The organism is Bacillus sp. z14 (2026), from assembly GCF_058313575.1.
The window spans coordinates 220957-247286 of the sequence record NZ_JBZFQK010000003.1; the positions used below are offsets into that span (position 1 = coordinate 220957).

A 26330-nucleotide genomic window follows, 5' to 3' on the forward strand; every position below is an offset into this window, starting at 1 on the left:
CCCCCTTAAACAAATTCATTATACCTTTAATAAGGTTTTCTATCTACTCCGTAAAGATTAAAGACCTTTTTTAGCAATGTAAGCTGCAAGGTCAACTACACGGTTGGAGTAACCAGTTTCGTTATCGTACCAAGAAAGTACTTTAACCATGTTGCCTTCCATAACCATTGTAGAAAGAGCATCAATAGTAGAAGATTGAGTAGTTCCATTGTAGTCACGAGATACTAATGGAAGTTCGCTGTACTCAAGAACTCCTTTTAATTCACCTTCAGCAGCTGCTTTCAATGCTGCATTGATTTCTTCTGCAGTTGCTTCTTTTTCTAATTCAGCAACAAGGTCAACAACAGATACGTTTGGAGTTGGTACACGCATAGCCATACCGTTCAATTTACCTTTCAATTCAGGTAATACTAGAGCAACAGCTTTAGCAGCACCAGTAGTTGTAGGGATCATGCTTTCAGCAGCAGCACGAGCACGACGGTAGTCTTTGTGTGGCAAGTCTAAGATTTGTTGGTCATTTGTGTAAGAATGAATTGTAGTCATCATTCCGCGTTTGATACCGAAGTTATCGTTCAATACTTTTGCAAATGGAGCCAAGCAGTTTGTAGTACAAGATGCATTAGAGATTACATCATGGTTAGCTGCGTCATATTTATCTTCGTTAACACCCATAACGATTGTGATATCTTCATCAGATGCAGGTGCAGAAATGATAACTTTTTTAGCGCCAGCTTCAAGGTGTTTTGCAGCATCTGCGCGTTTAGTGAAACGTCCAGTAGATTCAACAACGATATCTACTCCAAGATCTCCCCAACCAAGTTGAGCTGGATCTCTTTCAGCAAGAACTTTTACACGTTGTCCAGCTACTACTAAGTAGTCTCCGTCAACTGTTACATCTTGATCTAAAGTTCCATGAACGGAATCATATTTTAAAAGATGCGCAAGCATTTTTGCATCAGTTAAATCGTTAACTGCTACAACTTCTACTTCCGGATTATTTAACGCTGCACGGAATACGATACGTCCAATTCTACCAAAACCATTAATACCTAATTTTACTGCCATTAGAAGGTTCCTCCTTTTGGAATCTTAGAAATAGATTTAAATTATATTCAAAAGGGTGTTATCCCTTAAGTAACTGTAGTGCCGCACCTTCATCCGTAATTAAAATCGGTTTTTTAGGTGCCATTTTGATATAGGCTTTTATTGCCTTAGCTTTTGAAGCTCCGCCAGCGACGGCGATTACATGTTCCGCATTAACCAGATCATCTAATTGAAGGCCGATTGTATGGACTTTTTGTATTATGTTGCCATCTTCATCGTAATAATATCCAAACGCCTCTCCAATTGCCTTTTTATTCTCAAGCTCCTGAAGACTGTCATCGGATGATTTCCTTCTTTCAGCCATTGTTTTGGCTTCCCCTATACCATGAAGAACGATATTAGCTGATTTCAACAAATTCAATACCTCATGTATAGCAGGTTCACTGGTTAGCGTATTGTATGCTGCTTCACTTAGGTTGTCCGGTACATACAGGACACGATATCGTGAATGCATCTTTTCCGCCATTTGTTCGCAAACTGTATTGGCCTGGTATTGAACACCCTTGCCAAGACCGCCTCTCGCTGGTACAAACAAAATGTCATCCACATCTGGAAGCTCTGAGACATCAGGTAACATTCTTCCTATTGCTGCCATTGTTGTTCCACCTGTTACGGCAATGATATTTTTACCCGTTAAGAGACTTTTCATACGCGAAGCACCGGCACGTCCAAGCTCATCTATTACCCATGGGGATTGGTCACTATCACCGCTAACGATGATAATTTTCTCCAAATTAAGTTTTTCCTGTAATAGGCGTTCCATATCATCTATACCCGATAATTGCCTTATTACACCACCCAGATGGTCGAGTACCTCTTTCCCTTCATTGGTAACAGTCATTCCAGAGCTCGCAATGAGTATAAGATTTTGGTTTTTCAAAAATTCCACTTCGCTGCGCAAAATCCGCTCCGTAATGTTCAAAGTCAGTGATAAGCTTCGTCTGCCTACCGGCTGCAGAGTACGAATCGTTCTTAAGATATTGTATCTTTTTTGCATGACCTCAAATATATCTGGAATTAATTTCTTCTGTAAATGGAGTATTCCGTCCATATCCTTCAAACTCCTTTTATACTTTGGTCATTTTTTGTCCTAGCAAGACGTTTAGCGTCCCAGTTTATGTAAAAAAAATAGCTCCTGATGTAATTCCATTCTAACAGGAGTTTCGAATAGTTGCAAGGTTCTAAATGTGAACATCACGTTAAATAGCGACGAATCTCATCTAAATCGATACGACCGTATTGAATAACCTGATCATTGATTTCGACTACAGGAATCATAAGCCCATATTGTTCCAGTAATTTATCATTGGAATATATATCGACTTCAAGGAGAGTAAACGTCATTTCTCTTTGCAAAATTTTCAAAAGATCCTTTGCCTCTTCGCATAATGGGCAATTCTTTTTTGTATAAAAATGAATGATTGGTACACTCACTCTCTTTCCCCCTGCTCTTTCTTATTTTCTACATTTATAAATTAATTATTCACTAACCTCATATCGTTTTCTTTTTGAAGAAGATGGTATATGAAGCAGAGTCCGATATTTCGCGATTGTCCTCCGTGATACAAGAATACCAAAATCATCCTGAAGTTGCTTTGCAATTGCCTGATCCGATAAAGGTAATGTTTTCTGCTCTGCCTTTATCAACCGCACTATTTCTTGCTTTACTTGTTCTGATGAAGAGTCTTCCAATTGAGCGTTCGGGATGCTGCTCGTAAAAAACATTTTCATATCATAAGTCCCAAATGGCGTCTCTACCACTTTGTCTCTAATCGCCCTGCTTACTGTGGACTCATGCACATCAACCATTTTGGCGATTTCCTTCATAGTTAATGGCTTTAAGGTGACACTTTTTCCAGTATCAAAGAAGGCAGATTGCTTTTCCATGATGGCATAAGTTACACGCCTTAAAGTTTGCTCTCTTTGCTCAATAGCCTTTTTTAGCCAGTTAAGCTCCAATTTCTTTTCGTACATATACTTTTTAGTTATGTCATCACTTCCATTTATAGGGGAAGTAAATTCATTCGTTTTAAATCTTCTCATTGATAAAACTTTTACAGTGGGTACTCCTTTTGAAACAGAAACACTTACATCCGGTATGAAATATTGGAATTCACCACTATTAAAAGCTGAACCAGGTTTGGGGTTATATGCCTGTATTAAATCAAAAATGGATTGAATATCTGCAATTGTTACACCAACCAGCTTGGCAAGCTCTTTCCACTTTCTATTCACAAGCATATCGAAATGATTAACCAAAACCTCTTCTAGTGGCAGATCATCGATATAATCACGTTTAGCCTGTATGAGCAAACATTCACTTAGATTCCTGGCACCCACTCCGACAGGCTCCAATGCCTGCAAAACAGATAAGGCAACATCCCATTCTGCCTGACTAACCTCCACAAGGGATCGAGCTTCCTCAAAGGTAATACGTAAATATCCATTTTCATCGATACAATCAATCAAAAACAATAAAACGCACTCTTCCCTGTCGGTTAATACTTTAAATGGAATTTGGGATCGTAAATAAGATTTTAATGAAACAGTCTCCTCACTGATTTGATTGATTGATGAGTCGCCATATGATCTGCCTGAGACTTTCGGATACTCGTCATCTATTTCAATTAACGGATTCTCAAGTGCTTTTCCATCGATATAGGCAGCTAATTCAATTGCCGGGTATTGAAGCAAGTTTATTGCCTGATTTAATTCCGGCGTCATCGTCAGCTTTAACTTTTGTTGCTGGTACAAACCAAACTCTACGTTCAAATCCCTGCCCCCTTATAATAAATCGCTTACATTAATAGTAGTAAATAGGAAGGAGCAGAGCAAGAAAAAGGAGGATATATTTACAAAATATTGAATTTGTTAATAAATAAAAAAATGCCCCAGTGCTAAGCTACTTTCGGCACTGAGGCATTTCCTACAATATATTATACGCCCTCGGAGGGAATCGAACCCCCATCGTAAGAACCGGAATCTTATGTTCTATCCATTAAACTACGAGGGCAAAATGTTAGCCTACAAAATTATATTATAAGGAAGAGAAAGTCTTTTTGCAAGAACTATTCCTTAGGTTTATAAGCCTTTATGTTGGGTAAGATGGATATCAGGGATTATTTTGTTTCTATACATAGAATCAGTTGCAAATTATGCGCAGACCAATCAGATAAACTAGACATCAGTCCTTAATAAAAAACATATAGTAATGTAAGCGTCTTTTGTTTGACCTTTATTGACCATAAAGTGTATGATAAAGTCAAAGCCAAATGTATTATTTTTTTACATATAAGGAGGAGAAAATAAATGAATTTAATTCCTACAGTTATTGAACAAACAAATCGCGGGGAACGCGCATACGATATTTATTCCCGTTTATTAAAAGACCGGATTATCATGCTTGGAAGTGCAATTGATGACAATGTTGCCAACTCTATCGTTGCCCAATTATTGTTCCTTGAAACTGAAAACCCAGAGAAAGATATTTATCTTTACATCAATAGCCCAGGCGGAAGCATCACAGCTGGTATGGCAATCTACGATACAATGCAATATATTAAACCAAAGGTTTCTACGATCTGTATCGGTATGGCTGCTTCAATGGGTGCATTCCTTCTTGCTGCCGGCGAAAAAGGAAAGCGTTTTGTGTTACCAAACAGTGAAGTGATGATTCACCAACCACTTGGCGGAGCTCAAGGACAAGCGACTGAGATTGAAATCGCTGCTAAACGCATTCTCTTTATGCGTGAGCGCTTAAACAAAATTTTGGCTGAACGTACTGGTCAATCTTATGAAACAATTGCTCGCGATACAGAACGTGATAACTTCATGACAGCTGAACGTGCGGTTGAGTACGGATTAGTTGATAAAATTATCACCCGCAATGTAGTAGAAGAAAATAAAAAATAATAAACTGATTAAGAGCTGTCGAGATATTCGGCAGCTCTTTTGTTTTATCAAAAAAATAATGTAGATATCCCCCTCTACTCCCCTACCTCACAATATTTTAGTTCTCTAATTGTTTATCACTTTACCAAATTAAAGTTTGATGTTAATATGAAAGCACAATTTAATAATTAGTCATTCTAAAGAGTGTTTATTGTGTTGAATTTCATACTTAAAAGTCTCAACCAATACAGCCACCGGAATGATCAAATTATAATTCGGGTATAGAATTATAACGATTTGTACCACTAGCAATAATTTATCTTATTATATTTTTCGCATATTTTGAAAACAGAAGGGGTCTTTCATCATGAATAATAAAAAATGGGGATTTTGGATATTAACCATGTTTGTTGTCGGCAACATGGTTGGTGGAGGAATATTTATGCTTCCGGCAAACCTAGCTGGTGTTTCTAGTCCGTTTGGAGCATCAATGGCCTGGATTCTAACAGGAGCTGGAGTATTAATGGTTGCTCTTGTATTTGGAAATTTGGCTATCAGAAAACCGGAATTAAAAACGGGACCGCAAAGCTATGCTCAAGCCATGTTCAGTTCACCAAGGAAAGGGAAAATTGCTGGTTACAGTATTGCTTGGGGTTACTGGGCTGCTAACTGGGCTGCAACGGCATCAGTCATCATCTCGTTTGCGGGGTACTTATCTACCTTCTTCCCAATTATGCAAAGCCAGTACATCCTTTTTTCAAGCGGCAATTTTGATCTTGAATTAGGGAAATTCTTAAACTTTATGGTATGCACAGTTATGCTGTGGGGCATTCACTTTATTCTCTGCAAAAGTTTTAACAGCGCTGGAAAAATCAATTTGCTGGCTACTATCACAAAAGTAATTGGTTTCGCACTTTTTATTGTCGCAACCATTTTCATATTTGATTCTGCTAATATAATGAACGGTAAAGAATTCATCGATGCATCTGGGGTTTCCCATTCATTGGGTGGACAAGTAAATAACGCAGCTATTGCCACGCTATGGGCCTTTATTGGGGTAGAAGCTGCTGTGATGCTATCTAATAGGGCAAAGTCTCAGACTGATGTGAAAAAAGCGACAATCACCGGACTGATTATTGCCATTGCGATCTATATTGGAATAACACTATTAACAATGGGCGCTTTATCCCAAGAGGCATTGCAACAGTCACATAAACCTTTGGTTGATGCTCTGCAGGCTGCAATCGGATCTAGCGGTGCTTATATTTTAGGATTCCTTGCCTTAATTTCATTATTCGGATCCACAGTCGGTTGGATTGTCGTTAGCTCCGAGGTACCTTATCAAGCTGCTAAATCCAACTTGTTCCCGGCATTCTTCGGAAAAACGAATAAAAAAGGAAGTCCAGTCAATTCTTTGACTATCACAAACCTTTTAACGCAATTCTTTTTATTCGCTACTGTTTCCGGAACGATAATGGAAGCTTATGAATTCGCAATGGTCGTTGCTACATTAGCTTACTTAATCCCGTATTTCGTTAGTGTTCTTTATCAGGTAAAACTGATTATTACCGGTGAAACATACACAGGGATGAAGCGATCACGATTGATAGATGGCATAATAGCGATAGTGGCTCTTGTATACACCCTATGGGTAATTAAAACCGGAACAGCCGACTTAAAAACCTTCTCGCTCGGTATAGGATTATTTGTCCTCGGTCTTGTTCTCTATCCAATCCTGATGAAAAACAAGAAACCAAAAGAAATTTCTAGAAGTTTGACAGAAGATAGATAATTATAAGACGAAACCACTCTTTCAAAAAGGGTGGTTTTTTTATGCCTAATTACCCACCTCTTTTTCCTCAACCACTCCTATTCTACCATTTTCTACCATTAAAGAGGTTTTTTAACAGAATAGTTAGAATATTATAGATGTTAATTAAAATTATAGAGGAGGAAACCATTTGCGAGGAAAATCTATTTTGGCATCGGCCTTCGCTGCTGCTTTAACATTCAGTGCCTTTGCACCAGCCACTTCTGCTCACCAAGTTTCGACAATAAGTAATCATGCAACCGAGACCAATCACAATCATTCAGCTGTCTATACAGGAAGCACTTTTGATTTAAGCATTGCCAACGAAGAACGATTAATTAAAATGCTTAAAAAGGAAGGTACTATCAAGAAAAATGCAACAGATAAAGAAGCGCAGACACAGCTGAAAAAGTACCTAAAGAAAAAAGAAGAAAATGCTAAAAAGGACTCATCAAAAAAATTCGATAAACAAATGAAAGAACTACAAAAGAAGTGGAACAAAAAGAAAAAAGGAAAAAAACCTGGCAAAGGTTCCAAACCTAATAACGGTGTTGTTCAACCAGTAAAAGAAGAGAAATATAGAGGGTCTGTAGTAAAAGATAAAGTTTTGGTTCTGATGATTGAATTCCCTGATTACAATGGTGACAATGTCAGACCAGAGGATACAGACATGTATTATAAAGATTATACTAAGGATCATTATCAACAAATGATTTTTGGTAAAAAGGGATATACAGGTCCTAACGGCGAAAAGCTAATTTCTATGAAGCAATATTATGAACAGCAATCTGGCGGTAGCTATACCGTAGATGGTGAAGTAGCTGGTTGGTATATGGCTGAAAAACCTGCCGCTGAGTATGGTGGAAATATTCCCACACCCGATGGAAATGACAAGGATGCACGTAGCCTTGTAAAAGAAGCATTAGAGGCAGCAGCAAACGATCCAAATGTAGATCTTGCTGAATATGATCAGGAAGATCGCTACGATTATGATGGAGACGGCAATAAACGCGAACCAGATGGATTAGTCGATCACTTAATGATTGTCCACTCTGCTGTAGGTGAAGAAGCAGGTGGCGGTACACTGGGCGGAGATGCAATCTGGTCCCATCGTTCAAATTTGGGAGGGGTATTCCCAATCGATAATACGGAAACAGACATACCTTACTGGAATGGACAAATGGCTGCTTACGATTACACCATTGAACCAATTGATGGAGCTGCCGGAGTATTTGCCCATGAATATGGCCACGATTTAGGTCTACCGGATGAGTATGATACGCAATACTCAGGATCTGGTGAAGCCATTGGCTATTGGTCAATCATGGCAAGCGGCAGCTGGGCAGGTAAAGTTCCAGGAGGAGAACCAACTGGGTTCAGCCCATATGCAAAAGAATATCTTCAGGAGAGCCTTGGAGGAAACTGGCTTAATTATGAAGAGGTCGATCTTGATGATCTGACTAGACGGGGATCTGAATTCCTTCTCGATCAAGCCATTACAAAGGGAAGAAACCTGGATGCACTTAAAGTGAATTTGCCACAAAAGAAAATCACAGTAAATACCCCTTATAGCGGGAAGTATGAATATCATAGCGGAAAAGGTAATAACCTAAATAACTCTTTGGTTACTTCTCTTGATCTAACAAATAAGTCGACAGCCCAGTTATCTTTCAAGACTTGGTATCAAATAGAGCAGGATTGGGACTATGCATCTGTTCAAGTGCGTGAAGAAGGACAAACAAACTGGACAGGGGTAGCAGGGAATATAACCACTTCTACTAATCCATATAAACAAAATCCGGGTAATGGTATAACAGGAAACTCCAACGGATGGGTAGATGGTATATTTGATTTAACGGCCTATGCTGGCAAGAAAATTGAATTGCGTTTTAATTACTGGACTGATGTAGCAGCTATTGAAGCAGGTTTTTATGTAGATGATATTACAATTACTGCCGATGGTCAGGAACTCGTAAAAGATAATGCAGATACTTCAACCTCTTCCTTTACATTAGATGGCTTCACAAAGAATGAAGGCTTCTATACAAGTGATCAATACTATTTGGCAGAATGGCGGAATCATCAGGGCGTCGATTTGGGACTTGCTCATATCAAACGCGGAGCCAGCCTAATGAAATATGATGGCGGATTAGTGGTTTGGTATGTGGATGACAGCTATTCAGATAACTGGACAGGCAAACATCCAGGTGAAGGCTTCCTTGGAGTAGTCGATGCTGACCAAGGAACATTGAAATGGAGTGACAAATCCTTAGCTGCAACTCGTTATCAAATTCATGATGCTGCATTTAGATTAGATAAAACAGATAAAATGTATTTGGATTATAAGAACATAAATGGTTTAACATTGTCTGATTTTGATACGAAACCATTTTCTGTGTTTGATGATAGCAAAAATTATTTAAATCCTGGCAAACCGGACGCAGGGCGGAATATCCCTGAGTTTGGCGTAAAAATCAAGTTAACGGGCCAAAGTAAAGACCGTACTGTCGGAAAAATTCTTATTAGTAAATAAGGCAGGAAAAGAGGCGGCTCATAGATAGCCACCTCTTTTCTGTTTGTATCCTAACGGTTCTCCATTTTACTACTCTTTTGTCATAAATGCTTCTAAAACCTGTATAGCCTCTTCTTCATCCTGACCATCTGCTGCAAGGGTCACTGTCTTACCTGAACCAATCGCCATACTCATTAATCCCATAATACTTTTTACATTGGCCTTCTTTTCTCCATCTATAATAAATATATCAGATGAAAAACGACTTGCCTCCTGAACAAATAGAGCAGCCGGGCGTGCCTGCAAGCCTGTTTTAAGCTGTACAGTGACTTCTTTTTCAATCACAGCGATTCCCCTCCATTAAATATTATTTATATCATAATGCTTGGAATACTTATTTAGATTCACCGGCTCGCAGCCTCTCGGCAATTTCATCTATTTTACGTAGACGATGATTTATACCCGACTTGCTTATTTTATCGCTTGAAACCATTTCCCCAAGTTCTTTTAGGGTTACATCTTGGTATTCGACACGCAGTCTTGCAATTTCACGTAGCTTATCAGGCAATATATCCAGACCAACTGTATTTTCAATATAACGTATATTTTCAACCTGGCGCAATGAAGCGCTGATTGTTTTATTCAAGTTTGCAGTTTCACAATTTACAAGTCGATTTACAGAATTTCGCATGTCTCTAACAATACGAATATCCTCAAATTTCAAGAGTGCATTATGCCCTCCAATAATATTCAGGAACTCAGAAATCTTTTCCGCTTCCTTCAAATAGGTGATAAATCCTTTTTTTCTTTCGAGCGTTTTGCTTTTTAATCCAAATGAGTTCATCAACTCACACAAAGAATCATTATGCTGTTTATATAAAGACGATATTTCTAAGTGATAAGAGGAAGTCTCAGGATTATTAACTGATCCGCCTGCAAGAAATGCACCACGTAAATATGATCGTTTACAGCATTTCTTGTGGATTAGTTCCTCGGATATATCATGGATAATCGTAAATCCATTTTCAATGATATTCAAGTCTGTTAGTACTTCCTTCGCTTTCTCAGAAAACCGTACAATATAGACATTATTCTTTTTCAGCTTCATCTTTTTACGAACAAGCAAATCAACCTGGAGATTATAAAGCTTCTTTAAAAACGTATAAATTCTCCGGGCAATCGCTGCATTTTCTGTTTGCACATCCACAATAAGATGACGATTGGAAAAGGATAAGGATCCGTTCATCCGGATTAGCGCAGATAGTTCTGACCGTGCGCAGCACTCTTTTACTTCTAAATTGGTTAATTCTTTTTTTGTTTCCGACGCAAACGACACCCTTTTTTACACCTCAATCCCTTTACAACTTACACTTTATTCTTTTCCTTTAATAAATTATAGATAATAGAAGCAACAACGACTGTATCATGTCTGACACGGTTATTTTGAATTGTTACAATATTATCCTTAATCACTTGCAGTCCCATTTGTTCAAGTCTGTTTATATCAAAGATAACCGGTTGGGCATACTCTTCTTTATATTTTAATTTTAAATGCGCAGGGATATCCTCTTTATTGACTAAGATTGTATCCATACATGACTCACCTAAATGCTCATTTATTACTTTCAAATGGTCACTTGCTGTATAATTCAGGGTTTCCCCTGCTTGAGTCATTAAGTTACAAATATATACCTTGGATGCTTTGGCATTTGCAATTTCAGCTGCAATTGTAGGCACAACCAAATTAGGCAATATACTTGTATAAAGACTTCCCGGCCCCATCAAAATTAAATCTGCCTGTCTGATGGCCTGGATGGTTTCATGAGGAGGCTGAATATGCTCAGGACTGAGGAATACCCGCTTTATGCGTTTCCCGGAGTATGGAATTTTTGATTCACCGGAAACAACCGTCCCATCCTCGAGTTCTGCATGTAGGATTACGCTCTGGTTAGCAGAGGGCAAAACCTGCCCTCTTACATTTAAAACCTTACTCATCTCCTGAATAGCATGTACAAAGTCACCGGTAATAGAGGTCATCGCAGCAAGAATTAAATTCCCTAGAGCATGACCTGATAATTGTTCAGAGCCTGTAAATCGATGCTGAAACATTTGCTCAATTAATGGCTCTACATCAGACATAGCTGCTAAAACATTCCGTATATCACCAGGAGAAGGGATGTCCAGTTCCTCTCTCAGTCTGCCAGAACTGCCACCATCATCCGCAACGGTCACTATAGCGGTAATGTCGAGGGGATATGCCTTTAGCCCTCTTAATAGGACAGGAAGGCCCGATCCACCACCTATGATGACCACTTTAGGTTGTGCTGATATGGATGTCATCTGTGCGTACCTTCCTTTTATCAATATCACGATGCGTTACACTCGTATGGTACTCATTGTTATACCGTTTACCCAGATATTCAGCTAAAGTTACGGAACGATGCTGGCCTCCAGTACATCCCACAGCGATAATTAACTGGGCTTTTCCCTCACGTTTATATTGAGGAATCATAAAATCAAGTAAATCCGTCCATTTTTCAATAAATTTCTGGGTTTCACTCCATTTCATTACGTAAGAAGAAACCTCTTCATCCAGTCCAGTTTGCGGACGCATATTTTCTATATAAAACGGATTAGGCAGGAATCTTACATCAAAAACTAAATCTGCATCAATAGGGATCCCATGTTTGAAACCGAACGACATGATATTAATCGAGAACTCTACCCGTTGATTAACGGAAAACTGTTTGGCAATTTTCTCACGCAGCTCTTTTGGCTTAAAATTTGATGTGTTATAAATCGTTTGAGCCCGTCCTTTTAATTCCTCAAGCAAATCTCGTTCCAGTCTAATCCCTTCCAACGGCGATCCTGATGGAGCCAATGGATGAGTACGTCTTGTTTCCTTATATCTTCTTACTAAAACGGAGTCATCCGCATCCAGGAATAAAATTTCAGGAACAAACTTGGAGGATTCGTTAAGATCATCCAAGGCTTTGAATAAGTGTTCAAAAAATTCCCTGCCTCGTAAGTCCATTACTAATGCTACCTTATTCATCTTCTTTCCTGAATTGTTCATAAGCTCCATGAATTTAGGAAGAAGCGTAGGGGGAAGGTTATCCACACAGTAGAAGCCCAGATCCTCGAAGCTCTGTATCGCAACTGTCTTACCGGCACCCGACATACCCGTAATAATGACCAGTCGATTCTCTGATGCTGCAGTTTCTATTTTTTTCTCTTCCATTATTTATTCCCCGTTTCTTTCAAGCTTGTAATCGAGTAGTATGAAATCTTCTGTATATTTAAATGTACCTATTAGTATTCCTTGTCCATTCATCATATGATCCAATATTTTGCGATCTCCCTCTGCCATTGGCAATGCCAGAATATCGTTTAAAGGATGCCATTTCAGAATCCCTTCCTCATTCTCCTGATATGCTTCTCCCTTAAATGCATAGGCACGAAAAGAAAAAAGCATCCATTCATGAACAATTTGGTCATCTTTCATATTAACCATGGTGAAAATGCCTTTTAACTCAGGACGCTCGATTTTCAAATTGGTTTCTTCATAGAATTCACGCATGACAGAGTCATGTATGGATTCTCCAGATTCCATTTTGCCGCCGGGCGCTACCCACCAATTTCTTCTGGGCTTTTGAAGCATAAGGGCCTTGCCATCTGCCATTAACATACAATTGGTTACTCTTTGCAAACTATTTCACCTCAGTTGCTACAGCACAAATTAGATAGACTTCTCTTTATTATACTATTTTAGATGTGCATGAACAATGTACGTTAATCATCATAATTTTTTCAAGTCATCCCTATATTTTTCGACAAACAACAAAAAAAAGCGGCATAGGTTTTATAACCTATGCCAAAAAAATATATAAAAGGGGGTCAATTTCTTATTTTTATTCTACCCCAAATGTATTGCACTTTGATTACAGCTACATTAATTAATAATGACTTTAATGTAAATTTTTTACTCAGCCTTCAAGCAATTTTATTTTGCTTGTGCTTTTAATTGCTCCATCAACTCTTCCACATAATGCTGTGCGGATTGAGCGGCTATACTGCCATCACCTGTTGCCGTAACAATTTGTCGTAAATTCTTTTCACGAACATCTCCGGCTGCAAAAATACCAGGAATTTTTGTTTCCATACGATCATTGGTTTCGATATAACCAGCTTGATTCGTAATTCCGATTGTTTGGAATGGTTTTGTTAATGGCAGCATTCCAATATAAATGAATACGCCATCTGCAGGATACTCGCGCTCAGTACCATCTACAGTGGATATCAATGTTACACTGCCAACCTTACCATCTTTCTCATTAATGCTTTTTAACGTTGTATTCCAAATAAAATCTACTTTTTCATTCTCAAAGGCACGCTGCTGTAGAATTTTTTGGGCACGAAGTTCGTCCCTGCGGTGTACAATCGTTACTTTAGAAGCAAAGCGAGTTAAGTACACACCTTCTTCAACAGCAGAATCTCCTCCGCCAATCACGAAAAGCTCTTTGTTCTTAAAGAAAGCTCCGTCACAAACAGCACAATAGGAAACACCGCGACCACCTAGCTCTTTTTCACCAGGTACGCCGATTTTCTTATATTCAGCACCAGTAGCAATAATAATAGTACGCGTTTTATATTGCTTGGAACCAGCATCAATGGTTTTATATTCTTTTCCATCAATAATTTGTTTTACTTCACCATAAGCATATTCTGCGCCAAATTTTTTCGCATGCTCGAACATTTTAGTTGATAGATCTGGACCAAGAATGGTTTCATATCCCGGATAGTTTTCAACCTCTTCCGTATTCGCCATTTGCCCGCCCGGAATTCCACGCTCAAGCATTAATGTCGAAAGATTGGCTCTTGACGTATATACAGCTGCTGTCATACCCGCCGGTCCAGCTCCAATAATAATTACATCATAAATTTTTTCCTCAGACATTATGAATCACTCCTTCTTACGATAGAACTCGAAGCCTCTCACATTCATTTCATTTCTCGTCTTATCCTCGAACTAATCGTATTAAACTATACATATTAGGTCCAAAAATTTGCTCATTGCAACAATTCGGCTACAAGCTTTACATACTTAGAAAGTGTCGAGTTAGATATTCCATATCGTTCCGCCACTGTTTTTTGAGATTCTTTTTCACCGCGCAGCTTGTGCCATTCGTAATCAATAGCAGCTGCCCATGCAAGTGGATTTGAGAACCGTATACCATTCTCTTTTCCTTCTGCATATACAGAAAACCAGAGAAAATAAAGGCCGGACTCAATCAATTTTACCGGCTGATAAAACCTATATAACGTGTCTGCTACCTCTGCCGCAAAAAATTGACGGTTATCGGATAGCTCGATGCTATTTTTATATTCTCGTTCCATCGCTGTGAAACGTTTATTAGTTTCGTAAGAGGGATGAGTTTTAATTTGATTAAATTCCCCCGAATGACTCGCTAAAAAGAGACCAAACAATCTCTCCTCCAGATACTCACTTTCCAACTTTTTAATGATGGAAGGCGCATGCTCTTCAAATCCAGATTCCTCATCTTCAGTCATTTCGCCCCAAGGCTCAAGTCCCTCTTTATCAGGACTGTATTCAACCACTTTAGCCCAGGCATTTTCAGCAACTCTCTTTTGCCCGATTTGATGGGCAGATTTACTGAGCCAATAATAGAAGGTTCCGTCCCCTTCATAACCCTTTTTCTGCAGCTGGCGAAGCCATATATAAGCTTCCTCATAATAACCAGTCAGCGCAAAGGTCGCTCCTAATTTTAACCGGTGTTCATCAAGAATAGGTCTGACTTTTTTTAGGACAGCGAAAACCTCATCAAGCTTATCCTGCTCCATCTGATAATGGTAAAAGACCATTCCATTGCACAGAGCATGCAGATTGCCAGGGTTCTTCTCAAGGACTCGATCGAGCGTCTCAAAAGCTTTCTCTGTTTTACCTACATAGAAATAAGCCAGTGCCAAATTATTATAAGCCGACCAAAATTCAGGATATAAATCGATTAATTCTTCAATTTTTTCAACGGCTTTCACAAAATTACCCGCTTCAAGCAACTCACGTGCCGCCTCTTGGCGCATCATTAAATCATCCTGAACTTCCAAGGTCTCTTCTGTTTCATCCGTCTCAAATGTGATTAAATCCAGCAAATCTTCTGCATCCTCACTGAATTCACCAAACTGATCTTTATTTAAATATTCGTTAGCATGCTTATAGGCCTCTTTAAATAAACCCATATGAGCAAAATTATTAGCCAGGAAATAATGGCACTCCGTCATAAACGGATCCAACTCCTGAAGAATATTCTCAAGCAGCTGATTCGAAAACTGATATTCACCTAATTCCGTACAAATCACAGCCAGCTGGCAAGCAATCATCGGCTCACCCGGTTCCAGCTGCAACGCACGGTTCATATATTTCTTAGCTCTATATAATTCCCTTCGCTGGAAAGCTTTTATTCCCTTTGTAAAATAGAACTCTCCCGTGGGGTTAAACGAAACAACTTTTGCCTTATTAGTCAAATTAAAATTATTCCCCATCTAGTCCTCCAAGCACATATACTTTAACCCTACAATTATACCATATTAAGAGAATTATAGAAAGAAAAGCGGAAGGGCCTTGCCCAGGAGCGAGGAGCATAAGACAGAGGCTCGGAGGGGGATGTTTTCCCCCGTAGAGGCTATGCTTATGTCCCGAGCTCCTAGGCCCTGACGCTGGATCAGATGAAAAGCGGAGGCGAGACGACTGATTCAAGGAACAAAGATTAAGAACGCCACATCCTGTGGCAACACCTTTGTGACCTACATCCTGTAGGCATCCGACAAGCATATGGAGTGGCGGTTCAGGAGCAGGAGGGGCTTAGCCCAGCCAGAGCTCCTTTCCCCTCTACCTTCCACTCGCCTTTACCCCACCCTTACCCAAGGATAGCCATGTCATAGGTGGTCCATATCCCAGTCAGAGTTCCTTTCTCCTCTACTTTTCACCCACCTTCGACCCACCTTTACCCGGGTATAGGCAGGTTATAGGTTGGTCATAGTCCTACCATAGCTCCTTTCCTCTACCTTTCACCCACCTTCAACCGACCTTTACCCGGGTATAGCCCAGGCATAGGTCGGTCATAGTCCTGGCATAGCTCCTTTCCTCTACCTTTCACCCACCTTCGACCTACCTTTACCCGGGTATAGCCCGGGCATAGGTCGGCCATAGCCATGACATAGCTCCTTCACCCTGCCCCCTTCATCAAACAAAAAAACTCAAAAGGATATCATTCATCCTTTTGAGTCAGTTTCTTCATCATTCTGTTTAGTAAGATGGCGTTCACGGAGGTTTTTTTGAATTTCAGAGAATGGGAGATTTTGTTCTTTTAAGAGGACAAGGACATGAAAGAATAAATCGGATACTTCCCATTTTAATTCTTCTAGGTCGCGGTTTTTGGCAGCGATGATGACTTCGGCTGCTTCTTCTCCCACCTTTTTAAGAATCTTGTCTACCCCTTCTTCAAATAAATACGTTGTATAGGAGCCTTCGGGACGCTCTGCTTCCCGTTCAGCAATGATTTTCTCCAAATCATACATAAAATCCTTTGCTTCATCTGCCGGCTGAATTAAATTAATATCATCAGCCTGATACAGCGATTCCGTAAAGCAGCTTACCGTGCCGTTATGACAGGCTGGGCCTGCTGGTTGAACCAATACTACTAATGCATCCTGATCGCAATCATAGCGGATTTCCCGTACGGCTTGAGTGTTTTTGCTTGTTTCCCCTTTATGCCAAAGCTCCTGGCGGGAACGACTGTAAAACCAGGTTTCTCCCGTTTGAATCGTTTTCTCCAATGATTCCTTATTCATATAAGCCAGTGTCAGGACTTCCTTCGTTTCTCCATCCTGAACAATGGCCGGCACTAATCCGTTCGTATCAAATCGTATATTCTCTATATTCATCTCACAAGCACTCCTTGTTCTCGCAGTCTACGTTTAACTTCCTGTACGCTTGTCTCTTTGTAATGAAAAATGGAAGCAGCCAGTGCTGCGTCTGCTTTTCCTTCTGTAAAAACCTCAGCAAAATCTTCCTTACTTCCCGCTCCACCGGACGCAATCACCGGGACTGTAACAGCCTCACTGATCGCCTTGGTCAGTTCAATATGGAATCCGCTTTTTTCCCCGTCACAGTCCATACTCGTTAGTAATATTTCACCGGCACCGAGCGCAACGGCTTGCTTAGCCCAATCAATAGCATTTAATTCGGTAGCTTTACGGCCGCCATGTGTATAAACTCGAAAGCCGTTCATCTCCGCATCATACTTTGCATCAATAGCAAGAACGATACACTGATTCCCAAAATAGCTGGCTCCCTCTGCAATCAGCTCCGGCCGAAGCACTGCCGCCGTGTTTACAGATACCTTATCCGCTCCGGCACGCAGAATGGTCCTCATATCAGCAACTGAGTTAATCCCTCCACCAACTGTAAATGGGATACTCAGGACAGTCGCCGCTTCCCGAACCACTTCCACCATCGTCTTTCTTCCTTCATGGGACGCTGAAATATCAAGGAATACTAGCTCATCTGCTCCTTGGTCATCATACATTTTCGCCAATTCAACTGGATCACCTGCATCCTGAAGCCCAAGGAACTGAATCCCTTTCACGACACGGCCCTCTTTTACATCTAAACAGGGAATAATTCGTTTCGTAATCATAAGGATTCAACCGCCTTCGCTAGGGCCTGCGGCAATGTAAAGCGATTTTCATAAAGTGCCTTCCCGATGATGACTCCTTCAATTCCATCCGCTTGATAGGCCTGTAAAGCAGCGATATCCTCAAGCTGACTCATTCCTCCTGATGCGATGACATTCTTTCCGGTTGCGCGCGCAAGTTCAGCTGTTGCCTCTACACTGGGACCATTAAGCATCCCGTCATTGGCGATATCCGTAAAAATGAACCATTCTGCCCCTTTATCGGCAAAATACTTGCCTAAGTCAACGACAGTCCATTCACTTGTTTTCAGCCAGCCATCAGTCGCCACCTTACCGCTTTTACCATCCAGTCCTATAGCAACTTTCCCCGGATATTGCTGAATCATCCGTGTGGCAAATTCCGGTTCTCTTACAGCCACACTGCCAAGAATGACACGCGATATACCATTCTCCAAGTAACGGGCTACCTGCTCCTCATTGCGAATCCCGCCTCCGACTTGAATGGATACGCTCTTTAATTCCCGGGCTGCCTTTAGTACGTGTTCCTCATTAACTGGATTTCCCTCTTTGGCACCGTCTAAATCGACCATATGAATCCATTTGGCTCCTAAATTAGAGAAGGACTTGGCCATTTTAAATGGAGAATCTCCATAAACCGTTTCCTGCCCATAATCTCCCTGCAGAAGACGGACACATTTACCGCCTCTCATATCAATTGCCGGATAGATTGTAAAATTAGTCCCCATCACTTATCCCCCGCCTTCTCTATTACCAGATTCACGAAGTTCCCGAGCAAACCTTTTCCCATCTGTCCACTTTTTTCAGGGTGAAATTGCATTCCCATCACATTCCCTTTTCCTACAATTCCGGGTACCTCGACATCATACATTGCTGTTGCGATTAATTCCGCTGAGTCCTTTATTTGGGCATAATAGGAATGGACAAAGTAGACATAATCCTCTTCCAATCCTTCAATTAAAGGATTCACATTCTTAAATTGCAGTTTATTCCATCCCATATGAGGAACTTTATAGGTTTTACCGGTTTGATCAATCCCCGTAAATTTCGCAATATGTCCTTCCAAGAAACATAGCCCCTCGGAAAACCCGTGTTCATCACTGCTCTCAAACAATAGCTGCATTCCAAGGCAAATGCCGAGCAGGGGCTTACCACTTTCGACATACTCCTTTAAAAATACGTCCAATTTCTGCTCTTTTAATGCAGTTATTGCATCCCGAAAAGCACCCACGCCGGGTAAGATTAACCCATCACAGCCGGCCAATACAGTCGGATCACCGCTTATCACAGGATCCGCTCCCAGCCTGTCTAATGCGTTATAAACGCTGAATAAGTTTCCCATCCCGTAATCAACGATTCCAATCAAGACTGCCACCCCTCTCCACTTACAGCATCCCTTTTGTAGATGGAATTCCTTTCACCCTTGGATCGTGTGATGTCGCTTCATCAAGCGCACGTCCAAGCGCTTTAAAAATGGCTTCAACAATATGATGGGAATTGCGGCCATAATGGACGACGACATGAAGATTCATCTTCGCCTCAATCGCAAGCTTCCACAGGAATTCATGTACAAGCTCTGTATCAAAGGATCCAATCATCGGTGCCGGAATGTCTGCTCTAAATTCAAGATGCGGCCGATTGCTCAAATCAACAACGACCTGTGCCAGTGCTTCATCCATCGGAACAAAGGCATTTCCATATCGCTTAATCCCTCTTTTATCTCCAAGCGCCTGACTCAACGCCTGCCCTAAACAAATACCAATATCCTCTGTTGTGTGATGCCCATCCACTTCTATATCCCCATCCGCATCTACTCGTAAATCAAAATGGCCGTGCTTCGCAAATAGATCCAGCATATGCGAGAGAAAAGGCACACCTGTTGAAAGCTCCGTCTTACCTTCACCGTCAAGGCCTAAAGCAAGCTTAATTTTCGTTTCGTTCGTTCTTCTATCTATTTCGGCTGTACGTTTCATTGACCTTCCTCCTTAGAAATAAATCGCGATTCCACGGCCCGCGCATGAGCCTCTAATCCTTCTAATCTAGCAAAAGCAGCGATTTTAGATGCATTAGCCTCAAAGTCCTGTTGACTGTACATAATTAAGCTCGTTTTCTTTTGAAAATCATCTACATTCAATGGGCTTGAAAAACGGGCTGTACCATTTGTAGGCAGCACATGATTGGGACCTGCAAAATAATCGCCAACCGGCTCAGAACTATATTTACCGATAAAAATAGCACCTGCATGCCGAATTGCGCCCGCCACATTCATCGCATCCGCTGTTTGAATTTCCAAATGTTCAGGGGCCAGCTCATTTACAGCCTCAATCGCCTCTTCCAATGTGTTTGCTACGTATATACCGCCAAAATTATTCCAGGCAGCGAGCGCAATCTCTTTACGCGGTAACACGGCCAATTGTTTCTCCACTTCCACTTTGACCTGGCTCGCCAATCTTCGGCTCGTGGTAATCAGCACACTGCATGCCCGTTCATCATGTTCAGCCTGTGATAGCAAATCTGCCGCAACATGCCGAGCCTCTGCCGTTTCATCAGCAAGCACCGTAATCTCACTAGGACCGGCAATCATATCAATATCCACATCCCCATATACTTCCCTTTTGGCAAGCGCGACGTAAATATTACCCGGTCCTGTAATTTTATCTACTTTTCCGATTGATTCTGTTCCATAGGCAAGAGCTCCGATTGCTTGGGCACCGCCTACCTTATAAATTTCAGTGATGCCTGCAATATGCGCGGCAGCAAGCACGGAGTCAGGTAATCTCCCGTCTATTCCCGGCGGCGAAACCATGACAATCCGCTTTACACCGGCCACTTTAGCCGGGATGGCATTCATTAATACGGAGGATGGGTAGGCGGCCGTACCGCCTGGAACATAGATGCCGACTGAATCAAGCGGAGTACGCCTTAAACCAAGCATAGTTCCTGTCACGGACATATCTATCCATGAATTTTGCACTTGTTTTTCATGATAGCTTCGAAGATTTGAAGCAGCTTCAGTCATGATTGAAATCATCTCTTGCGGCATGTTGGCGATTGCTTTTTCCATTTCATCGTTTGTTACTTTAAGAGAATCCACCTCTGTTTGGTCAAACTTTTTTGTATAAAAAAATAAAGCCTGATCTCCGCGTTCCTTTACATCCTGCAGGATTTGTTGGACAACCTTCCTTTGAGCATCGGATCCGCCATCCACCGTACGTTTCAACGATAATCCACTCGTTAACGATTTAATTTCCATGCCTTCTCCCTCCAATTATTCCTTCGGCTGCAAAACCTTCCCCAGTCGAGTTACCATTTCAGCGATTTCTTTTTCCTTCATTCGATAACTTACCGGATTTGCAATAAATCGTGATGTCACATTTTGGATTGCTGCATACTCTACCAGTCCATTCTCACGTAAAGTTTGTCCGGTCGATACAATATCAACGATTCGATCAGCAAGGCCTATCATGGGAGCCAGCTCAATGGACCCGTTTAACTTAATAATTTCAACCTGTTCACCCTGCTCACGAAAATATTGGGAAGCGATATTTGGGTATTTACTGGCAATCTTCGGAGCAATCTTGTTCATTTCTGTATTCGGCATGCCTGCCACTGCTAAATGGCATTCACTTATTTCTAAATCCAACAATTCATACACATCACGTGCTTCTTCCATCAGAACGTCTTTACCGGCAATCCCTACATCAGCCACACCATGCTCGACATAAGTGGGAACATCCATTGGTTTAGCCAGGATAAAACGAAGATTTTCATTCTCTACATGAATGATCAATTTTCTAGTATCGTCAAAATCAGGAGGAATCTGATAATCTGCTTTTCTTAATAATTCCACTGCTTCATCCAAAATCCGTCCCTTTGGCATGGCAATCGTTAATTGTTCCATTATCCCTCTCCCCCTGGTCCATCTGTCATGTCAATCATAAATTCAATATTCGGAAAATGATTTGTAAATGTATTTACATCCTTTATTCCATTCACATTTTGTAAAACCACGCGCATGCCGGATTGTCGCAGCTCCGTTGCCCGGCTTATCGCTTTCTGTTGCTGTACAGGGTGATAAATGATGCAAAGGGGCGGCTCTTCTTCAACTCCTGAATCGAGCGCCTCCAGTATACGGTCTAAACGTAAACCAAATCCTGTGGCAGGAGCATCTGTCCCGAACTGTTTATATAGCTCGTTGTATCTTCCTCCATTTCCAAGTGGAAAGCCTACATTTTCCCCAGATACTTCAAACAAAATACCTGTATAATAATCCATATGGCTGACAAGTGATAAATCATACGTAATCATTTCTGTATGATCTGTTAAAAGAAGGATATCGGCCAATTTTTTCAACTCTTTAACCGCATGCTGACCAAGCTGCCCATTTGTCAGTTTTTCAGCCATTTCCAGAATCTCGCGGCCCCCTTTTAAATAAAGAAGCTGAAACAGAGTCTCTTTATCCTTTAATGAGATTGGCAATTGATTCACATACTGTTTAAAACCAACATAGTTTTTTTCAAACAGAAATTTCCTCATAATCCCTGCAGTTTCTGCGCAACCGCCAAAATGAAGGAGTAAATCCTGTACAAAGCCAATATGACCAAGCGTAATATGGAATCTTTCCAAACCAGCACATTTTAAAACATCAGACAGAAGACAAAGCACTTCAGCATCAGCCGAAAGGGTACGATCCCCTATCAATTCAATCCCAAATTGCTCAAATTCTGCTGGACGTCCTCCCTCTTTTTCCTGTGCTCTGAACACATTTGCACTATAGGCGAGCCGCTCGGGATTCCCTTCCTTCAATAGATGGGAAGAAGCAACCCTAGCAATAGGCGAGGTCATATCCGGTCGCAACACTAAACTATGACCATCTTTATCTAATAACTTGAATAAATGAACATCACGGATAGCAGATACCTTACCGACCGTCTCATAATATTCGAGTGATGAAGTTTCCAAAAAACGATATCCGTATTGAACCGTTTGATCCATCATCCTTTGTTTCATGGATTGTTTTATCTTATATAAATCCGGCAATGTGTCACGCATGCCCAAGGGCTTTTCAAACATAAATAAATCCGGCATAATTAACAGTCCTTTATTATAAGTTTTTAGAATACTTTAGTTCGCTAATATGCTAATATGATGAAGTTAAGTTAAAGTGTATCGTTCCTTCCAAATAACGTCAAGTGATATGGATATTCCTTTCCACCAATCTATCATTAGGCCTGCAAATTACACAATTAAAAACCCCGCTCTAATGAACGGGGTTCCTCTTTTACCGAAAGAAATCATCTTCCTTGATTCTAATTTTCATTTCTTCCGCACTATAGATGATTTTCATCGGATTACCTCCTACAAAGGCCCCTGCCGGAACATCCTTATGAACGAGGGTCCCTGCCGAAACAATCGCACCATCACCTATTTCAATTCCGGGCAACAGAGTAGAGTTGGCACCAATCAACACCTCATCACCAATAATTACACTCCCTAAACGGTATTCGTTTATTAAGTATTCGTGCGCGAGAATCGTTGTATTATAGCCAATCACTGAGTTACGTCCAACGGATATTTTTTCTGGAAACATAACGTCAAGCATAACCATTAAGGCGAAGGAGGTCTTCTGCCCAACCTTCATTCCTAAAAAAGTCCGATAAAGCCAATTTTTCATGCTTAAAAAAGGTGTATATCTCGCAAGCTGTATAACGATAAAATTCCGAACAACCTTCCAAAAGGGAACGGTTTTATAAACATACCAAAGGGAATTGCCATCACCTTTTACCGGATAACGCTTAGTTCTTCTCATTGCTTTACAATCGTTAAGAGATCGCGCATATTTTCAAGCATATAATCTGGCTTGAATTGCTCAAGATACTCTCTTCCCTTGATTGTCCAGGCAACGCCCGCTGTCTTCGTTCCAGCGTTTTTCCCAGCCAAAACATCATGGCTATTGTCTCCAACCATAATCGTTTCAGAAGGCTCAGATCCGATTAATTTCAACGCTAACTGGATTGGCTCCGGATCTGGCTTTGGCATTTGAACATCATCAAGTGTGACAACAACATCAAAAAAGGATTCAAGGCGGCCTTTAATCAAGCCCATCTTAACAGCATTGCGCATTTTAGTTGTCACAATACCGACTTTATATCCACTTTTTTTAAGTATTTCAATCGTCTCATATACACCTTCATATTCACGAACAAGTAAGTCATGATTGGCAAAATTGTGTTCACGGTAAAATGCAATCATCTCATCCTTACGCTCAGGATCCAATCCTCCAAAGGTTTCAGCCAGGGAGGGACCAATAAATTGGTAGACGTCCTCACGTGAATATTGGCCTGGATAGTAGTGATTAAATGTATGTAAAAATGAAGCAATAATTAGTTCATTCGTATCAATTAATGTTCCATCTAAATCAAATAGTAATGTTGTGATTTTCTGCTTCACGCTGTTCGTCCTTCCTCTTTCTTAATTCTACCTTTTTCCATATAAATGCAATTGTTACGGCTAAAAGAATGGCTGTCACCAAACGGATGAGTAGCAGGGGCAGAACTGGCACGCCAAGAGGGATAAAAATGACCGTATCCTCCACCACTGCATGGCAGGCGATTAGAAAGATAAAGGCGATCGTAATATCCTTTTTACTAACCCCATCTTCACGAACGGCATCAAGCATAACTCCCGCTCCATAAGCCAGACCAATGACCAAGCCCGCAACCAAAGTCATGGATGTGTTTTCTTTCATCCCCAGCATCCTAGTGATAGGCTTCATCCAGTCCGAAAATTTATTTAGCCAATTAAGATCCTTCATAATTTGGATAACTAGCATCAATGGAATAACGATCAATGCCAGCTTTAATGTTCCATAGGCTGCTTTTTCCAATGCCAGCAATAACACAGGTATGAGGCCTGATACCACTTCCTCATTGCCGCTGATTCCATAATATATTCTCTCTGATCCGCCCTGCCATACTAAATGAATGACAATGGCTGATAATAGCGCGAGTCCAATACGTGTGAGCAGGACAACCCATAGTTTAACTCCTACCTTTAGCGCAACACCGGTTTCAATAAAGAGATTATGGGAAAAGGAAAGCATTACGGCAATAATAAATACTTCTTTAACAGTTAAAGAATCGAGTGCCAATATGCCCCCAATCCCGGCATAGAGATTCAAAAAGTTCCCGAGTACCAACGGAATTGCTGCGTCTCCCGGAAGTCCAATCAGTCCCATGGCAGGACTTATCAAATCAATGATCCAAGGTAATACCGGTGTATATTGCAAGATGGATATTAAAAATGTAACGGGAAAAATAATCTTCCCGAGCATCCACGTAGTTCTTAACCCAGCCATTATCCCTTTTGATATGGTATCTTTTTTCATAAATTCCACCCCTTTAGCTGTTCACGATGTACAACCTGCAATCTGAAATTCTAAAGATGTGGTTATGAGCAATGGACATCATATGTCTAAATATTTTTTCTCTGAATATCCCATTTTCCGTCTTACAACAAGCAGGATTATTCCACCAATAATCAATGAAAGCGATAAGACCTGCGCCATTCGGAATTCACCAAACAGCATGAGGCTATCTGTTCGCATCCCCTCTATAAAGTAGCGGCCGATGGAATACCAAATTACGTATGTCAGGAACATTTCACCCTGACGCAGATTAACTCTTCTTAACAGAAGCAATAAACCAAATCCAAGGAAATTCCAAAGGGATTCGTACAAGAAAGTCGGGTGGTGGTAAGCACCATTGATAAACATTTGATCAATGATGAAGTCGGGCAACATTAAATTCTCAAGAAATTGGCGGCTAACCACATCACCATATGCTTCCTGGTTAATGAAGTTACCCCATCTGCCAATACCCTGCGCGAGAATAAGAGATGGCGCTGCAATATCAGCAATTTTCCAGAAGGATATATTTCTGGAGCGAGCAAAGAAAATGGTTGTAATGACGGCCCCAATCAAGGCTCCATGAATGGCAATTCCGCCATTCCATATTTTATAAATATCGCCGAGGTGATCTTTATAATAGGACCACTCAAAAATAACATAGTAAATACGTGCACTGATAATAGAGATTGGAACTGCATAGATCAACAGGTCAACAAACAAATCTTTGTCCAACCCACGGCGTTTTGACTCACGCATGGCAAGCCAAAGCCCAATAAAGACACCCATTCCAATAATAATTCCATACCAGTAAATCTGGATGGAACCGATATGTATGGCAACACGGTCTATCGTATTCATCTACCCTAACACCTA

General features: G+C 40.8%; 26 protein-coding genes and 1 tRNA gene. 3 read left to right on the top strand and 24 right to left on the bottom strand.

Translation table 11 applies throughout. The features are described from left to right. Window positions 1-57: 57 nt before the first annotated feature. The 5 genes from gap to AC4G3O_RS12120 all read right to left on the bottom strand — a co-directional run bounded on the left by gap (window position 58) and on the right by AC4G3O_RS12120 (window position 4117). Window positions 58-1065 (bottom strand): type I glyceraldehyde-3-phosphate dehydrogenase, encoded by a 1008-nt coding sequence (gap, locus tag AC4G3O_RS12100; protein WP_066106217.1) that lies wholly within the window; start codon window positions 1063-1065, stop codon window positions 58-60. 58 nt (window positions 1066-1123) lie between these two features. Continuing rightward, entirely contained in the window at window positions 1124-2155 is a 1032-nt protein-coding gene (locus AC4G3O_RS12105) for a sugar-binding transcriptional regulator (RefSeq protein WP_066106212.1), read from the bottom strand. A gap of 143 nt (window positions 2156-2298) precedes the next feature. Next, window positions 2299-2538, bottom strand: coding sequence for a glutaredoxin family protein (locus AC4G3O_RS12110; protein WP_257469108.1), 240 nt, complete (start codon window positions 2536-2538; stop codon window positions 2299-2301). 45 nt (window positions 2539-2583) lie between these two features. Next, the gene (rpoN, locus tag AC4G3O_RS12115) at window positions 2584-3876 is read right to left on the bottom strand and encodes an RNA polymerase factor sigma-54 (RefSeq protein WP_490552568.1); all 1293 of its coding nucleotides are present in this window, start codon (window positions 3874-3876) and stop codon (window positions 2584-2586) included. A 169-nt stretch (window positions 3877-4045) separates the two neighbouring features. Further along, a tRNA-Arg gene (locus AC4G3O_RS12120) sits at window positions 4046-4117 on the bottom strand. A 296-nt stretch (window positions 4118-4413) separates the two neighbouring features. On the opposite strand from AC4G3O_RS12120, the gene clpP reads away from it, so the two are divergent. From clpP to AC4G3O_RS12135, 3 genes are all read left to right on the top strand, one after another. After that, window positions 4414-5016 carry an ATP-dependent Clp endopeptidase proteolytic subunit ClpP gene (gene clpP / locus AC4G3O_RS12125; RefSeq protein ID WP_066106206.1) on the top strand — a complete coding sequence of 201 codons (603 nt, stop codon included), beginning with the start codon at window positions 4414-4416 and terminating at the stop codon, window positions 5014-5016. 346 nt (window positions 5017-5362) lie between these two features. Further along, window positions 5363-6787 carry an amino acid permease gene (locus AC4G3O_RS12130; RefSeq protein WP_066106203.1) on the top strand — a complete coding sequence of 475 codons (1425 nt, stop codon included), beginning with the start codon at window positions 5363-5365 and terminating at the stop codon, window positions 6785-6787. Window positions 6788-6956: 169 nt separating this feature from the next. Further along, window positions 6957-9338 (top strand): immune inhibitor A domain-containing protein, encoded by a 2382-nt coding sequence (locus AC4G3O_RS12135; protein WP_491136232.1) that lies wholly within the window; start codon window positions 6957-6959, stop codon window positions 9336-9338. A gap of 69 nt (window positions 9339-9407) precedes the next feature. Here the strand turns inward: AC4G3O_RS12135 and AC4G3O_RS12140 are convergent, their stop codons facing one another. From AC4G3O_RS12140 to lgt, 19 genes are all read right to left on the bottom strand, one after another. After that, window positions 9408-9662, bottom strand: a complete 255-nt coding sequence (locus AC4G3O_RS12140) for an HPr family phosphocarrier protein (protein ID WP_066106196.1) — start codon at window positions 9660-9662, stop codon at window positions 9408-9410. 49 nt (window positions 9663-9711) lie between these two features. After that, window positions 9712-10653: a DNA-binding protein WhiA gene (gene whiA / locus AC4G3O_RS12145; RefSeq protein ID WP_066106193.1), complete on the bottom strand. Its 942-nt coding sequence runs from the start codon at window positions 10651-10653 to the stop codon at window positions 9712-9714. Between the two features lie 29 nt (window positions 10654-10682). Further along, on the bottom strand, window positions 10683-11657 hold the full coding sequence (locus AC4G3O_RS12150) for a gluconeogenesis factor YvcK family protein (RefSeq protein WP_302621342.1): 975 nt from the start codon (window positions 11655-11657) through the stop codon (window positions 10683-10685). Further along, window positions 11632-12558 carry an RNase adapter RapZ gene (gene rapZ, locus AC4G3O_RS12155; RefSeq protein WP_373925482.1) on the bottom strand — a complete coding sequence of 309 codons (927 nt, stop codon included), beginning with the start codon at window positions 12556-12558 and terminating at the stop codon, window positions 11632-11634. Before rapZ ends, AC4G3O_RS12150 begins: the two co-directional genes overlap by 26 nt. Before the next feature lie 3 nt (window positions 12559-12561). After that, on the bottom strand, window positions 12562-13026 hold the full coding sequence (locus AC4G3O_RS12160) for an 8-oxo-dGTP diphosphatase (RefSeq protein ID WP_139892212.1): 465 nt from the start codon (window positions 13024-13026) through the stop codon (window positions 12562-12564). A gap of 294 nt (window positions 13027-13320) precedes the next feature. Further along, window positions 13321-14274, bottom strand: a complete 954-nt coding sequence (trxB, locus tag AC4G3O_RS12165) for a thioredoxin-disulfide reductase (RefSeq protein ID WP_066106186.1) — start codon at window positions 14272-14274, stop codon at window positions 13321-13323. Between the two features lie 113 nt (window positions 14275-14387). Continuing rightward, window positions 14388-15878 carry a tetratricopeptide repeat protein gene (locus AC4G3O_RS12170; RefSeq protein WP_066106184.1) on the bottom strand — a complete coding sequence of 497 codons (1491 nt, stop codon included), beginning with the start codon at window positions 15876-15878 and terminating at the stop codon, window positions 14388-14390. Between the two features lie 729 nt (window positions 15879-16607). Continuing rightward, window positions 16608-17279 carry a bifunctional phosphoribosyl-AMP cyclohydrolase/phosphoribosyl-ATP diphosphatase HisIE gene (hisIE, locus tag AC4G3O_RS12175; RefSeq protein WP_066106181.1) on the bottom strand — a complete coding sequence of 224 codons (672 nt, stop codon included), beginning with the start codon at window positions 17277-17279 and terminating at the stop codon, window positions 16608-16610. Further along, complete coding sequence (hisF, locus tag AC4G3O_RS12180; RefSeq protein ID WP_139892209.1) at window positions 17276-18034, bottom strand: imidazole glycerol phosphate synthase subunit HisF; 759 nt, start codon at window positions 18032-18034, stop codon at window positions 17276-17278. Before hisF ends, hisIE begins: the two co-directional genes overlap by 4 nt. Further along, window positions 18031-18777 carry a 1-(5-phosphoribosyl)-5-[(5-phosphoribosylamino)methylideneamino]imidazole-4-carboxamide isomerase gene (hisA, locus tag AC4G3O_RS12185; RefSeq protein WP_491136233.1) on the bottom strand — a complete coding sequence of 249 codons (747 nt, stop codon included), beginning with the start codon at window positions 18775-18777 and terminating at the stop codon, window positions 18031-18033. The genes hisF and hisA overlap by 4 nt, the downstream gene beginning before the upstream one ends. Continuing rightward, window positions 18777-19415: an imidazole glycerol phosphate synthase subunit HisH gene (hisH, locus tag AC4G3O_RS12190; RefSeq protein WP_066106169.1), complete on the bottom strand. Its 639-nt coding sequence runs from the start codon at window positions 19413-19415 to the stop codon at window positions 18777-18779. Before hisH ends, hisA begins: the two co-directional genes overlap by 1 nt. Before the next feature lie 19 nt (window positions 19416-19434). Beyond that, window positions 19435-20022: an imidazoleglycerol-phosphate dehydratase HisB gene (gene hisB / locus AC4G3O_RS12195; RefSeq protein WP_066106166.1), complete on the bottom strand. Its 588-nt coding sequence runs from the start codon at window positions 20020-20022 to the stop codon at window positions 19435-19437. After that, on the bottom strand, window positions 20019-21302 hold the full coding sequence (gene hisD / locus AC4G3O_RS12200) for a histidinol dehydrogenase (RefSeq protein WP_491136234.1): 1284 nt from the start codon (window positions 21300-21302) through the stop codon (window positions 20019-20021). The genes hisB and hisD overlap by 4 nt, the downstream gene beginning before the upstream one ends. 15 nt (window positions 21303-21317) lie before the next feature. After that, the gene (gene hisG, locus AC4G3O_RS12205; protein ID WP_139892206.1) at window positions 21318-21953 is read right to left on the bottom strand and encodes an ATP phosphoribosyltransferase; all 636 of its coding nucleotides are present in this window, start codon (window positions 21951-21953) and stop codon (window positions 21318-21320) included. Next, window positions 21950-23137, bottom strand: a complete 1188-nt coding sequence (locus tag AC4G3O_RS12210; protein ID WP_491136235.1) for an ATP phosphoribosyltransferase regulatory subunit — start codon at window positions 23135-23137, stop codon at window positions 21950-21952. The genes hisG and AC4G3O_RS12210 overlap by 4 nt, the downstream gene beginning before the upstream one ends. 193 nt (window positions 23138-23330) lie before the next feature. Then, on the bottom strand, window positions 23331-23858 hold the full coding sequence (locus AC4G3O_RS12215; RefSeq protein ID WP_066106154.1) for an acyltransferase: 528 nt from the start codon (window positions 23856-23858) through the stop codon (window positions 23331-23333). Then, window positions 23855-24499 (bottom strand): pyrophosphatase PpaX, encoded by a 645-nt coding sequence (gene ppaX, locus AC4G3O_RS12220; protein WP_139892204.1) that lies wholly within the window; start codon window positions 24497-24499, stop codon window positions 23855-23857. The genes AC4G3O_RS12215 and ppaX overlap by 4 nt, the downstream gene beginning before the upstream one ends. Further along, window positions 24468-25436 (bottom strand): nucleoside recognition domain-containing protein, encoded by a 969-nt coding sequence (locus tag AC4G3O_RS12225; RefSeq protein WP_139892203.1) that lies wholly within the window; start codon window positions 25434-25436, stop codon window positions 24468-24470. Before AC4G3O_RS12225 ends, ppaX begins: the two co-directional genes overlap by 32 nt. 78 nt (window positions 25437-25514) lie before the next feature. Further along, entirely contained in the window at window positions 25515-26315 is an 801-nt protein-coding gene (gene lgt, locus AC4G3O_RS12230; protein WP_139892202.1) for a prolipoprotein diacylglyceryl transferase, read from the bottom strand. Window positions 26316-26330: the final 15 nt, after the last annotated feature.

Bases quoted from the DNA above. Each gene is read 5' to 3' on its own strand.
- AC4G3O_RS12210 (WP_491136235.1), bottom strand. From the start codon at position 23,137: ATGCCGGATTTATTTATGTTTGAAAAGCCCTTGGGCATGCGTGACACA.
- hisD (WP_491136234.1), bottom strand. From the start codon at position 21,302: ATGGAAATTAAATCGTTAACGAGTGGATTATCGTTGAAACGTACGGTG.
- AC4G3O_RS12215 (WP_066106154.1), bottom strand. From the start codon at position 23,858: ATGAGAAGAACTAAGCGTTATCCGGTAAAAGGTGATGGCAATTCCCTT.
- hisIE (WP_066106181.1), bottom strand. From the start codon at position 17,279: ATGAATATAGAGAATATACGATTTGATACGAACGGATTAGTGCCGGCC.
- rapZ (WP_373925482.1), bottom strand. From the start codon at position 12,558: ATGGAAGAGAAAAAAATAGAAACTGCAGCATCAGAGAATCGACTGGTC.
- trxB (WP_066106186.1), bottom strand. From the start codon at position 14,274: ATGTCTGAGGAAAAAATTTATGATGTAATTATTATTGGAGCTGGACCG.
- clpP (WP_066106206.1), top strand. From the start codon at position 4,414: ATGAATTTAATTCCTACAGTTATTGAACAAACAAATCGCGGGGAACGC.
- hisB (WP_066106166.1), bottom strand. From the start codon at position 20,022: ATGAAACGTACAGCCGAAATAGATAGAAGAACGAACGAAACGAAAATT.
- lgt (WP_139892202.1), bottom strand. From the start codon at position 26,315: ATGAATACGATAGACCGTGTTGCCATACATATCGGTTCCATCCAGATT.
- AC4G3O_RS12105 (WP_066106212.1), bottom strand. From the start codon at position 2,155: ATGGACGGAATACTCCATTTACAGAAGAAATTAATTCCAGATATATTT.
- hisA (WP_491136233.1), bottom strand. From the start codon at position 18,777: ATGGGGACTAATTTTACAATCTATCCGGCAATTGATATGAGAGGCGGT.
- gap (WP_066106217.1), bottom strand. From the start codon at position 1,065: ATGGCAGTAAAATTAGGTATTAATGGTTTTGGTAGAATTGGACGTATC.
- AC4G3O_RS12170 (WP_066106184.1), bottom strand. From the start codon at position 15,878: ATGGGGAATAATTTTAATTTGACTAATAAGGCAAAAGTTGTTTCGTTT.
- AC4G3O_RS12225 (WP_139892203.1), bottom strand. From the start codon at position 25,436: ATGAAAAAAGATACCATATCAAAAGGGATAATGGCTGGGTTAAGAACT.
- AC4G3O_RS12130 (WP_066106203.1), top strand. From the start codon at position 5,363: ATGAATAATAAAAAATGGGGATTTTGGATATTAACCATGTTTGTTGTC.
- hisF (WP_139892209.1), bottom strand. From the start codon at position 18,034: ATGATTACGAAACGAATTATTCCCTGTTTAGATGTAAAAGAGGGCCGT.
- AC4G3O_RS12150 (WP_302621342.1), bottom strand. From the start codon at position 11,657: ATGACATCCATATCAGCACAACCTAAAGTGGTCATCATAGGTGGTGGA.